We start from the raw sequence: 11732 nt of genomic DNA on the forward strand, positions 1-11732 counted from the left end.
ATGTTCCAACGCCTGCGCGAAGACATCGCCCTCATCCTCGAACGCGATCCGGCGGCCCGGTCGACGTGGGAGGTGCTGACCTGTTACCCGGGCCTGCACGCGTTGATGTTCCACCGCCGCGCCCACTGGTTCTGGCAGCGCGGCTTCAAGTGGCTCGGCCGCTGGATCTCGCACTGGGGCCGGTTCTTCACCGGCATCGAGATCCACCCGGGCGCGCGCATCGGCCGCAAGGTCTTCATCGACCACGGCATGGGCATCGTCATCGGCGAGATGGCCGAGATCGGCGAGGGCTGCACCATCTACCAGGGCGTGACGCTGGGCGGCACCTCGCTGGTCAAGGGCGCCAAGCGGCATCCGACGCTGGGCCCGGGCGTCATCGTCGGCGCCAATGCCAGCGTGCTCGGCGGCTTCACGGTGGGTGCCGGGGCGCGCATCGGCTCGGGCGCCGTCGTCACCAAGCCGGTGCCTGCGGGCGCCACGGCCGTCGGCAACCCGGCCCGCATCATCGAGGCAGCCAGCGAGCAGGCCCGTGAGGAGGCTGCCGCCAAGATGGGCTTCTCGGCCTATGGCGTGACCCAGGGCGACGACCCGGTCGCCATGGCCATGCGCGGTCTCATCGACAGTGCCTCCGGCCATGAGCACCAGATCGCGCTGCTGTGGAACGCGGTCTGCAAGCTGTCGACCCAGGCTGGCCGGCCGGTGGGCGATTGCGTGCCCGACGATGCCCAGCGCGACGAGGCCTTCGACGCGGCCGAGATGAATCGCCTGGTCAAATAGACCGGGCTGGCGTCCATGCCGCCGAGATAGGCCGTCAGGACCGCGCAGCTTTGCCGCCGGCCGCTTCCGGCTTGCCTCAGAATGGCGGGATCGGGGCCGGGCGGCCCGCTCTCTTCGTCACGGCGGCTGTGCTTCTGCGTAAGTCAAGACTGCGGCTTTCTCATGCCTGGCGCCTGGCGCTGGGCCTGGCGATGGCCGCCTGGCTGGCGACGGCCGGGGCCGCGTCGCCGGCGCCCAAGCGCTGGTCCAGCCTGGCCGACATCAGCTTCCAGCACCTGACCCAGGAGCAGGGCCTGCCCAATGCCATCGCCACGGCCATGGCCGAGGACGGCCAGGGTTTCCTGTGGGTGGGCACGCTCGGCGGCCTGGCGCGCTGGGACGGCTACCGCTTCAAGGTCTACAAGGCCGATGTCCAGCGCCCCGGCGCGCTGCCGGACAACTACGTGCAGTCCCTGCACGGCGATGCCAAGGGGCGGCTGTGGGTGGGCACGAGCGCAGCGGGCCTCTTCAGGCATGACCCGGCGATGGACCGTTTCGTCGCCATTCCCGTGGGCGGGAAGGCGGGGCTCAGCCATGTCAGCGTGCGCCAGATCGCCGACGACGGCGCTGACGGGCTGTGGGTCGTCACCGACGGCGGCCTGGACCATCTGGACCCCGACAGCGGGCGCATCGAACACGCGAGCGCCGCGGGCGGCTGGGCGGAAAGCGCGGGTCGTCAGGTCTGGACCCTGCTGCGCGATCGGCGTGGCCAGCTCTGGATAGGCAGCGCTGCCGGCCTGTTCCGTCGCCCCGCGGCGGGAGGGCCGCTGCAGGCCGTGCCCCTGGCGGCGGGCCGGATCGTCCAGCCCTTGGCCCTGGCCCAGGACAGCAGTGGCCGCCTTTGGGTGGGCGGCGTGCACGAGGGCGTCTTCGTGCTGGGAGACGAGGGCGAGGCGCCGGCGGTCGAGGTGAAGGAAGCCGGCGTTGCGGGCAAGGCCGATGTGCTGGGCAACAGCCAGATCACCAGCCTGCTCGAGGTGCAGCCCGGCGAGATGTGGGTGGCGACCCTGGGCCAGGGCCTGGTGTCCTTCGATATCGAGCGTGGCGACAGCCGGCGCATCCGCCATGTGTCGGCCTGGCCGGTCAGCCTGGCGGACAACGCGCTGCGCACCCTCTACCGTGACCGCGCCGGCCTGGTGTGGGCGGCGTCGAATCGGGGCCTGAGCCGCTACGACCCGCGCCAGGGCGGGGTGCTGACGCGGCTGGGCATCAGCCCGGAGAACGAGGATGTGCTGGATGCGCGCTTCATCAGCGCCGAGATCAGCTGGATCCTGCCCATGCCCGAAGGCCGGCTCTGGCTGGCCACGCACAAGAGCGGCATCGACATCCTCGACGCCACCGGCACGCGGGTTGGCGCCGTGCGGCCCGATGCGAGCAAGCCCGACACCGCGCTGCCCTCCGACATCGTGCTCGGCATGGCGCGCGTGGCGGACGGCAGCGTCTTCATCGCCACCAAGCGCGGCCTCTATCGCTCCGACGCCCAGGGGCAGCACCTGCGCCGCGTCAGCTTCACGGGCCGCGACCCGGCCGCCTCCACCTGGGCCTTGCTGGCCGATGGCGGCACGCTGTGGATAGGCGGCCAGTTCGATGGCCTGTGGCGGCTGGACCTGGCCAGCGGGCGCGGCGTGGCGGTCGTGCCGGCCGCGCCGGGCCTGACCGACCGGCGCATCATGGTGATGGCCCGCGGCTCGGCTGGCGAACTCTGGGTCGGCACGCGCAACGGCCTGAACCGTGTCGATCCGCTCAGCGGCGCCGTCGAGCAATACCCCGCCGGGCCGACGCTGGCGCACGGCCTGTCGGCCGGCTTCGTCACGGCCTTGATGCTGGATGGCGAAGGCCGGCTCTGGGTCGGCAGCTATGGCGGCGGCATCGATGTGTTGCCGGCGCCCGGCCGGAGCGACGCGCTGCTGCGCGTCGGCGTGCCCCAGGGCCTGCCCGACGGCACCGTCAATGCGCTGCTGCAGGACGGCGACGGCCGTGTCTGGGCCAGCACCGACGACGGCCTGGCGCGCATCGATCCGGCCCGCATGACGGTGAAGGCCCTGCGCCGCGCCGAGGGCGTCATCTTCCCGACCTACTGGACCGGCGCCGCGGCGCGCACCGAGCGCGGCGAGCTGCTCTTCGGTGGTGCCGGCGGCATGACGGTGGTGCTGCCCGGGAAGCTGCAGTCCTGGAGCTTCAAGCCCGAGGTGCTGGTGGCCGACGTGCAGATCGGTGGGCGCTCGGTGGGCCTGGTGCCGGGCTCCGGCGCCTTGCTCGACGTGCCGGCGGATGCCAACAGCCTGGCGGTGGAATTCGCCTCCACCGACTTCTCGGCGCCCGAGCGCAACCGCTATGCCTTCAAGCTCGAGGGCTATGACGCCGAATGGATGGCGGCCGATGCGGCGCGGCGCCTGGCGGCCTATACCAATCTGCCGCCGGGGGACTACCGGCTGCGGCTGCGCGCCTCCAACCGTGACGGGCAGTGGAGTGAACGTGAGCTGGTGCTGCCCGTGACCGTCAGGCCGAACTGGTACGAGACCTGGTGGTTCCGCGTCGCCCTGGCACTGCTGCTGGTTCTGCTGGTGCTGCTGACGGTGGCGGCGCGCACGCGGCTGCTGCGCCATCGCCAGCTGGAGCTCGAGCATCGGGTGCGCGAGCGCACGGCGGCGCTGCGGGCCCTGCACGAGGAGCTCAAGGAAAAGTCCGAGCAGCTGCAGCGCAGCAGCGTCACCGACCCGCTGACCGGCCTGCACAACCGCCGTTTCCTGAGCGAGCACATCGAGCAGGACCTGGCCGCCAATCTGCGCCGTTCGCAGGAGACGCGGGCCGCGGGCGGCCAGCCGCTGGACACCGACAGCGTCTTCCTGCTGCTGGACATCGACGCCTTCAAGCGCATCAACGATCGCTATGGCCATGCTTCGGGTGACGCCGTGCTGGTGCAGTTCGGCGCGCGGCTGCGGGCCGTCATGCGCGAGTCGGACTACCTGGTGCGCTGGGGCGGCGAAGAGTTCCTGGCCGTGGCGCGCGACACCGACCGCGCCCAGGCCGCGGAGATGGCCGAACGCATGCGCGCGGCCATCGCCGACAAGCCCTTCCTGCTGGAGGACGGCGGCGAGCTGGAGGTGACCTGCTCCATCGGCTTTGCCTGCGTGCCCTTCGAGCTGGAGCGGCCGGTCGCGCGCAGCTGGCAGCAGGTCATCAACCTGGCCGACCTCGGGCTCTATGCCGCCAAGGGTTCGGGCCGCAATGCCTGGGTGGGCGTGCATACCGCCTCCGGCAGGGGCGCGAGAGGCGAGCGCGTGGTGGGGGGCTTCGGCCTGAGCAGCAACCGCAACCTGGACGAGGTGGCCGCGGCGCTGGCCGAGCCCGTGGACGGTTAGGCCCTGGCGGGACGCTGGGCGCTCTTGGGCCTGAAGGCCTTGCAGACCTCGTCGCGGGTCTCGAGGTAGGGGCCGCCGATCAGGTCGATGCAATAGGGCACGGCGGCGAAGATGCCGCTGGCCTTTTCGTGGCCGGCCAGCGTCTCGGCAATCGCCTTGGGCTGGCCGGGCAGGTTGATGATCAGCGCCCTGCCGCGGATGACGGCGACCTGGCGCGACAGGATGGCCGTGGGCACGAAGTGCAGCGAGATCTGGCGCATCTGTTCGCCAAAGCCCGGCATGACGCGATCGGCCACGGCCAGCGTCGCCTCGGGCGTCACGTCGCGCGGCGCGGGCCCGGTGCCGCCGGTCGTCAGCACCAGGTCGCAGTGCTCGGCGTCGACAAGGTCGACCAGGGCTTGCGAGATGCCGGCCTGCTCGTCGGGGATGAGGCGGGGCACGAACTCGATGGGGTTGTGCAGGGCGCTGGTCAGCCAGTCCTTCAACGCCGGCAGGCCCTTGTCTTCGTAGACGCCGGTCGACGCGCGGTCACTGATGGAGACGATGCCAATTCGGACAGGCTCAGGGGCGACCTCAGTCATCGGCGTCCTCGTCGGCGGGCTCCGGTGCTTCGGGAGCCTCGGACGCCTTGATGAACTGGAACAGCTCGCGGAAGGCGCGACCGCTGCGCTTCTCGGGCGCATTGGCCGCGTCCTTGCGCGCGGCACGAACGAGGTTGCGCAGCTGCTGGATGTCGACGTCCGCGTGTTCGCTGATGAACTCCTGCAGCGCGTCGTCGCTGGCCAGCAGGCGTTCGCGCCAGCGCTCGGACTGGTGCAGCTTGAGGCTGTCCTGGGCATGGCCGAGCTTGAAGGCGGCGACGGCCTCGCGCACCGGCTCCGGGTCGATCTTGCGCATCAGCTTGCCGATGTACTGCATCTGGCGGCGCTTGCCTTCGAAGTTGGTGATCTTCTTGGCGGCCTTCAGCGCGTCGTACAGGATCTCGGGCAGGGCCAGAGGCTCCCAGCGCGACTCGGGCAGGGCCAGCAGGTCGTCGCCGAGCTTCTGCAGCGCGGTCATGTCGCGCTTGAGCTGGGACTTGCTGGGGCGGTCGAAGTCGTCGTCGTCTTCGAATTCGGGGGTGTGTTCTTGCATTGGGGGCCGTGATCAGGCGAGTCCTATGATTGTCGCCCACCCGATTTGTCCCGCATTCATGTCCCAAGCCCAAGCCGGTTTCGCCTACAGCCCCGAACAGTTCCAGCAGTGGATCGAAGACGCGCTCGCCGAGGCGAAGAAACTGGGCGCCAGCGATGCCGGCGCCGAGGTGTCGGAGGGCTGCGGCCTGTCGGTGTCGGCACGCCTGGGCCAGCTGGAAAACGTCGAACGCAACCGCGACAAGTCCCTGGGCATCTCGGTCTACCTCGGTCGGCGCCGTGGCAATGCCAGCACTTCCGACTTCTCGCCCCAGGCCATCCGTGACACGGTGCGTGCAGCCTATGACATCGCCCGCTTCACGGCGGAAGACGAGTTCGCCGGCCTGCCGGACGAAGCCGACCTGGCCCTCGATGCCGCGGCGCGGCCCGAGCTGGATCTTTTCCACCCCTGGGCCGTCGATGCGGCGCAGGCCGCCGAGATCGCCTTGCGTTGCGAGGCCGCGGCCCTCGGCGTGGACAAGCGCATCACCAACAGCGAGGGCGCGGCGGTGTCGGCCCAGCAGTCGCATTTCTGGATGGGCAACACGCGTGGTTTCCGTGGCGGCTATGCCAGCTCGCGCCATTCGCTGTCCGTTGCGCCCATCGCCGGCCGCGGCAATGACATGCAGCGCGACGCCTGGTACAGCTCCATGCGCGACGCCGCCGACCTGGCCTCGGCCGAGGCCGTGGGCCGCTATGCCTCGGAGCGAGCGCTGTCGCGCCTGAAGGCGCGCAAGGTGGCCACGGCCGAAGTGCCGGTGCTGTTCGAGAGCACGGTGGCCATCGGTCTGCTGGGCGGCCTGGTGCAGGCGACCAGCGGCGGTGCGCTGTATCGCCGCACCAGCTTCCTGCTCGACAGCCTGGGCCAGCCCGTCACGGCGTCGCATGTCGACATCGCCGAGGACCCGCATGTGCGCAAGGGCAAGGGCAGCTCGCCCTTCGACGATGAGGGTGTCGTCACGCGCTCACGCTCGGTCGTGGAAGGCGGCGTGCTGCAGGGCTATTTCCTGTCCAGCTATTCGGCCCGCAAGCTGGGCATGAAGACGACCGGTCATGCCGGTGGCTCGCACAACCTGCGCATGAGCAGCCGCGCGACGGCGCCCGGCGACGACCTGCCCACCATGATCCGCCGCCTCGGCCGCGGCCTGCTCGTCACCGAGCTGATGGGGCAGGGCGTCAATTACGTGACCGGCGATTACTCGCGCGGCGCCAGCGGCTACTGGGTCGAGAACGGCGAGATCGCCTACCCGGTGCACGAGGTGACCATCGCCGGCAACCTCAAGGACATGCTGCAGAACATCGTCGGCATCGGCGCCGACGAGTACACGATGGGGACGAAAACCATCGGCTCCGTGCTCGTCATGGGCATGAAACTGGCCGGCAACTGAGACGTCAGCGCCGGGGTAAATCCCGGCCGGCGCCGGCGCCGCGATTCCTAGAATCGCGCGGCACTAAACCTCTCTTCGCCAATCCGAAAACAGGAGACTTCAATGACCATGGAACGTCGTTCCTTCGTGCGCCACGCCGGCCTGGCCGGCGTGCTGGCGGCAGGTGCCGCCCCGGCCGTCGTGCATGCCCAGGCCCAGGTGCGCTGGCGCCTCGCGTCGAGCTTCCCGAAGTCGCTGGACACCATCTTCGGTGCCGCCGACGTGTTCGCGAAGAAGGTCTCGGAGATGACCAGCGGCAAGTTCCAGATCTCCGTGCATGCCGGCGGTGAGATCGTGCCGGCCCTGCAGGTGGTGGATGCGGTGCAGGGCGGCACCGTCGAGATCGCGCACACGGCGCCCTACTACTTCTTCGGCAAGGACGAGACCTTCGCGCTGGGCTGCGCCATCCCCTTCGGCCTGAACAGCCGCCAGATGACGGCCTGGATGGTGGAAGGCAACGGCATGAAGCTGATGCGCGAGTTCTACCGCAACTACAACATCGTCAATTTCCTGGGTGGCAACACCGGCGCGCAGATGGGCGGCTGGTATCGCAAGGAGATCAAGAGCATCGGCGACATGAAGGGCCTGAAGATCCGCATTGGCGGCTTCGCGGGCCGGGTCATGGAGCGCATGGGCGCCGTGCCCCAGCAGATCGCCGGCGGCGAGATCTACTCCGCGCTGGAAAAGGGCACCATCGATGCGGCCGAATGGGTCGGTCCCTACGACGATCTGAAGCTGGGCTTCAACAAGGTCGCGCCCAACTACTACTACCCCGGCTGGTGGGAAGGCGGCCCGCAGCTGGACTTCTTCATCAACACCAAGGCTTATGACAGCCTGTCGGCCGAATACAAGGCGGTTGTCGAGGCCGCATCGGCCATGGCTCATATCGACATGCAGGCCAAGTACGACGCCAAGAACCCCGGTGCGCTGAAGCAGCTGGTGGGCTCGGGCACCAAGCTGTTCCGTTTCCCCAAGGACACCATGGACGCGGCCTTCAAGGAATCCATGGCCATCTACGCCGAGCTGTCGGCCAAGAACCCGAACTGGAAGAAGGTCTACGAGGACTATTCCAACTTCCGCCGCGACCAGAACTTGTGGTTCCGCTTCGCGGAAGCCGGCTTCGACGACTTCATGCAGGCGCAGAAGCTTTAACTGGCGCGCAAAGGACAAAGCCCCGCATCGCGGGGCTCTTTTCATGGGCGCTGGTGGCGCCTATTTCTTGGCGGCTTCTTCCAGCGCGCGGCGCACGGCGTCGCCATCGTCGGTGGGGGCGCTGGCGGCGGAGGCCGCCGGCTCGGGCGCGAACAGCTTGCTGGCGTCGTCGGCGCTCATCTCGTTGGACTTGTCGTGGCCACCGTCCATCTGCTGCAGCAGCTCCGAGGCCTGGTTCAGGTCCACCGCCTTCTCCTTGTCGAGGAAGGCCGTCACCGTCTGCGGGAAGAAGATGACGATGGCGACCAGGATGAGCTGCATGAGCACCCAGGGGATGGAGCCCAGGTAGATGTCGTTGGACTCGACCTTCCTCGGGATGGAGCCGTTCTTGAACAGGGTGTCGGCGATGCCGCGCAGATAGAACAGCGCGAAGCCGAAGGGCGGGTGCATGAAGCTGGTCTGCATGTTCACGCACAGCATGACGCCGAACCAGACCAGATCGATGCCCATCTTGTCGGCCACCGGGCCGAGCAGCGGCAGGATGATGAAGGCGATCTCGAAGAAGTCGAGGAAGAAGGCCAGGAAGAAGATGAAGAGGTTGACGACGATGAGGAAGCCGATCTGGCCGCCCGGCAGGTCGCTCAGCATGTGTTCGATCCAGCGGCCGCCCTCAACGCCCTGGAACACCAGCGAGAAGGTGCGGGAGCCAATCAGGATGAACACCACCATGGCGGTGATGCGCATGGTGTTCAGCATGGTCTCCTTGATCAGCGGCCAGTTCAGGCGCCGGTGCAGGGCCGCCAGCACGAAGGCGCCGACCGCGCCCATGGCGCCGGCTTCCGTCGGCGTGCAGATGGCGGTGTCGATGCCGGGCAGACCGCCCATGGAGCCCAGCACGGCGAAGATCAGCACGGCCGAGGGGATGATGCCGCGCAGGCACTTGGCCCACAGCGCCCAGCCCTGCAGCGTGCGGGCTTCCTTGGGTACGCCCGGCACGTGGTCGGGCTTCACGCGGCTCAGGATGAAGGTGTAGAGGGCGAAGATCAGCACTTGCAGGATGGACGGGCCCCAGGCGCCCTTGTACATATCGCCCACTGAACGGCCCAACTGATCGGCGAGCACGACCAGCACGAGGGACGGCGGCACCAGCTGCGTGATGGTCCCCGACGCGGCCAGCACGCCGGTCGCGTAGCGCATGTTGTAGCCGTAGCGCATCATGACCGGCAGCGAGATCATGGCCATGGCGATGACCTGGCCGGCCACGGTGCCGGTGATGGCGCCGAGGATGAAGCCGACGATGATGACCGAGTAGCCCAGGCCACCACGCACCGGGCCGAAGAGCTGGCCCATGGAGTCCAGCATGTCCTCGGCAAGGCCGCACTTCTCCAGCAGCGAGCCCATCAGCGTGAAGAAGGGGATGGCCAGCAGCAGGTCGTTGGACAGGATGCCGAAGACGTTCTGCGGCAGGGCGCTCATGAACTCCGGCGGAAACCAGCCCTGGCTGACGGCGAAGAAGCCGCAGGCCAGGCCGAGGGCCGCCAGCGAGAAGGCGACAGGAAAACCGATCAGCATGATCACGATCAGCCCCGCGAACATCAGCGGCGGGAAATGCTCCATCGAGATCATTGCAGCGGCCTCTCGTAATGCGTATCCATCTCGAACTTGTGGGCCAGCCAGGCCACGCGCTTGATGATTTCGGCCAGGCCCTGCAGCGTGACGAGGGCGAAGCCCAACGGCAGCACCAGGGCCGCCGGCCAGCGGATCAGGCCGCCGGCATTGCTCGACAGCTCACCCGAGGTCAGCAGCTTGGTGGCGTAGGCCATGAAGCCCATGCTGGCGATCGAATCGCCGGGTGCCATGCCGGTGCTGAGCTTGACGACGAAGAAGCCCCAGGACAGCCAGGCCAGATAGACCATGACCGGCATCAGGAAGACGACCAGGCCGAACAGGTCCACATAGACCTTGCCGTGGCCCGTGAGCCGGCTGTAGACCAGGTCCACGCGCACATGCTCGTTGAGCCGCAGCACCTGCGCCGCGCCCAGCATCACGCAGGCGGCGAACAGATACCACTGGATCTCGAGGAAGGAGTTGGAGCTGTAGTCCAGGCTGTAACGGACGACGGCATTGGCGGCACTGATGAAGCAGGACAGCAGCACGGCCCAGGCGGCAAGCTTGCCGAAGCGGTCGTTGAGACTGTCGATGCGCTGCGCGAGGGAGAGCAGGGCGTTCATGGGGCGAGACGGCAGAAATGCAAAGCGGTCGCCAATGTAGCGACCGCTTGAGGGGCGACGGCTTCGTTCAGCCGTCGTCAAGGGTAAGCCCCGAGGCAAGGGCCAGTTCGCACCGCGGCAATGGGTCGCGTTGTGGCCAGAAGGGCCGCAGGCACGACAGCAGACCGCAAGCTGGGTGTCGACCCAGCGAGGATCTGCAACACAGCCTGCGGCCTTTCTGGCCACAACCCTTCGGGAAGGCCCGCCGCAAGGGGCCACTCGTTGTTGCAGCCCTGGCCCGCACACGAGTGCGGGCGGCGCGCCGCGTCTAGATTGGCCCCTTGCGGCGGGCCTTCGCGACCCGTTGCCGCGGCGCGAACTGACCCTTAGCCGAGTTGCTGGGCCTGCATGAAGAGGCGGGTCGAACGTGCGCCGGAGCGGCAGAAGACCAGCAGCGGGCGCGGCAGTTCGGCCAACAGATCGGCGAAGGCGGCGATCTCTTCCGGCGACTGGTAGCCGCCGGCGACCGGCAGATGGCGGTATTCAAGACCCGCAGCCTCGGCGGCGGCCTGGATGGCGGCCGAGGTCGGCTGGTCGGGCCCGTGCTCGAAGTCGGGGCGGTTGTTGATGACGGCCTTGAAGCCCATGGCCGCGGCTTCGGCCATGGCTTCGGGCGTCATCTGCGGCGCGGCGCAGATGTCGGGGGCAATCGCTTGCATGGGCAGGCTCATGGCGACTCCTTACCTGGCCAGCGCGGCCTTGACCGCGGCCGACACGGCGCTCATCTCGGCGCTGTTGCCCAGGGCGGCCTTGGCGGCGGCCATGACCTTGCCCATGTCGCCGGGACCGCTGGCACCGAGCTCGGCCACGATGGCCTTGACCTTCTCGGCCACCGCCTCGGCCGACAGCCGCTCGGGCAGGTAGACCTGCAGCACGGCCAGCTCGGCGGTTTCCTTGGCGACGAGATCGTCACGGCCGGCGGCAGCGAACTGGCTGATCGAGTCCTTGCGCTGCTTGATCAGCTTGTCGACGATGGCGACAAGGGCGGCGTCGTCCACGACCACGCGCTCGTCCACTTCCTTCTGCTTGACGGCGGCCAGCAGGCCACGGATGGTCAGCAGGCGGTCGCTTTCCTTGGCGCGCATCGCGGCCTTCATGTCTTCGGTGATGCGGTCTTTGAGGCTCATGGGGAGATCCGGTTCAAAAAGACAAAAACCCGCAACAGCGTCCTGTAGCGGGTTTTGGAGTTCACCGGAGCTGTCGCGAAACAAGGCTCCGGGTCGCGTCAGAGACGATCAGTACAGCTTCTTGGGCAGCTGCATGCTGCGCACGCGCTTGTAGTGGCGCTTGACGGCGGCAGCCTTCTTGCGCTTGCGCTCGGCAGTGGGCTTCTCGTAGAACTCGCGGGCGCGGAGTTCGGTCAGCAGGCCCAGCTTTTCGATGGTGCGCTTGAAGCGACGCAGGGCGACGTCGAACGGCTCGTTTTCCTTGACGCGGATGGTGGTCATGTATTTCCTTCAGATTGCGCTCGGTGTTCGCGGCTGAGTTCAGCAGCAGGTTCCGGATTGCTGCATCGCTTGAGATGCCTGCGAA

11 protein-coding genes are annotated in these 11732 nt (G+C 68.2%); 4 read left to right on the forward strand and 7 right to left on the reverse strand.

Going from position 1 to position 11732, the window contains the following annotated elements; translation table 11 throughout:
- Together cysE and AC3WOE_RS02840 are read left to right on the forward strand one after the other, a co-directional pair.
- On the forward strand, window positions 1-777 hold the full coding sequence (gene cysE, locus AC3WOE_RS02835) for a serine O-acetyltransferase (protein WP_492688115.1): 777 nt from the start codon (window positions 1-3) through the stop codon (window positions 775-777).
- Window positions 778-968: 191 nt separating this feature from the next.
- Window positions 969-4178 carry a two-component regulator propeller domain-containing protein gene (locus AC3WOE_RS02840; protein WP_492688116.1) on the forward strand — a complete coding sequence of 1070 codons (3210 nt, stop codon included), beginning with the start codon at window positions 969-971 and terminating at the stop codon, window positions 4176-4178.
- Here AC3WOE_RS02840 and mog read toward each other — a convergent pair.
- Entirely contained in the window at window positions 4175-4759 is a 585-nt protein-coding gene (gene mog / locus AC3WOE_RS02845) for a molybdopterin adenylyltransferase (RefSeq protein ID WP_492688118.1), read from the reverse strand. The two genes, AC3WOE_RS02840 and mog, sit on opposite strands and share 4 nt — an antisense overlap.
- Window positions 4752-5312: a ribosome biogenesis factor YjgA gene (yjgA, locus tag AC3WOE_RS02850; RefSeq protein ID WP_492688120.1), complete on the reverse strand. Its 561-nt coding sequence runs from the start codon at window positions 5310-5312 to the stop codon at window positions 4752-4754. The genes mog and yjgA overlap by 8 nt, the downstream gene beginning before the upstream one ends.
- Window positions 5313-5370: 58 nt before the next feature.
- Between yjgA and pmbA the strand changes: the two genes are divergently transcribed.
- Both pmbA and AC3WOE_RS02860 read left to right on the forward strand, forming a co-directional pair.
- On the forward strand, window positions 5371-6738 hold the full coding sequence (pmbA, locus tag AC3WOE_RS02855) for a metalloprotease PmbA (protein WP_492688121.1): 1368 nt from the start codon (window positions 5371-5373) through the stop codon (window positions 6736-6738).
- A 108-nt stretch (window positions 6739-6846) separates the two neighbouring features.
- Window positions 6847-7929 (forward strand): TRAP transporter substrate-binding protein, encoded by a 1083-nt coding sequence (locus AC3WOE_RS02860; protein WP_492688123.1) that lies wholly within the window; start codon window positions 6847-6849, stop codon window positions 7927-7929.
- 60 nt (window positions 7930-7989) lie between these two features.
- Here AC3WOE_RS02860 and AC3WOE_RS02865 read toward each other — a convergent pair whose 3' ends face one another.
- From AC3WOE_RS02865 to rpsU, 5 genes are all read right to left on the reverse strand, one after another.
- Window positions 7990-9552, reverse strand: coding sequence for a TRAP transporter large permease (locus AC3WOE_RS02865; protein WP_492688471.1), 1563 nt, complete (start codon window positions 9550-9552; stop codon window positions 7990-7992).
- On the reverse strand, window positions 9552-10160 hold the full coding sequence (locus AC3WOE_RS02870) for a TRAP transporter small permease subunit (protein ID WP_492688125.1): 609 nt from the start codon (window positions 10158-10160) through the stop codon (window positions 9552-9554). Before AC3WOE_RS02870 ends, AC3WOE_RS02865 begins: the two co-directional genes overlap by 1 nt.
- A gap of 365 nt (window positions 10161-10525) precedes the next feature.
- Window positions 10526-10870, reverse strand: coding sequence for a protein tyrosine phosphatase family protein (locus AC3WOE_RS02875; RefSeq protein WP_492688126.1), 345 nt, complete (start codon window positions 10868-10870; stop codon window positions 10526-10528).
- A 9-nt stretch (window positions 10871-10879) separates the two neighbouring features.
- On the reverse strand, window positions 10880-11326 hold the full coding sequence (locus AC3WOE_RS02880) for a GatB/YqeY domain-containing protein (protein ID WP_492688127.1): 447 nt from the start codon (window positions 11324-11326) through the stop codon (window positions 10880-10882).
- Window positions 11327-11434: 108 nt separating this feature from the next.
- Window positions 11435-11647, reverse strand: a complete 213-nt coding sequence (gene rpsU, locus AC3WOE_RS02885; RefSeq protein WP_012346814.1) for a 30S ribosomal protein S21 — start codon at window positions 11645-11647, stop codon at window positions 11435-11437.
- Window positions 11648-11732: the final 85 nt, after the last annotated feature.

It is taken from the genome of Roseateles sp. FW305-36 (assembly GCF_058787015.1).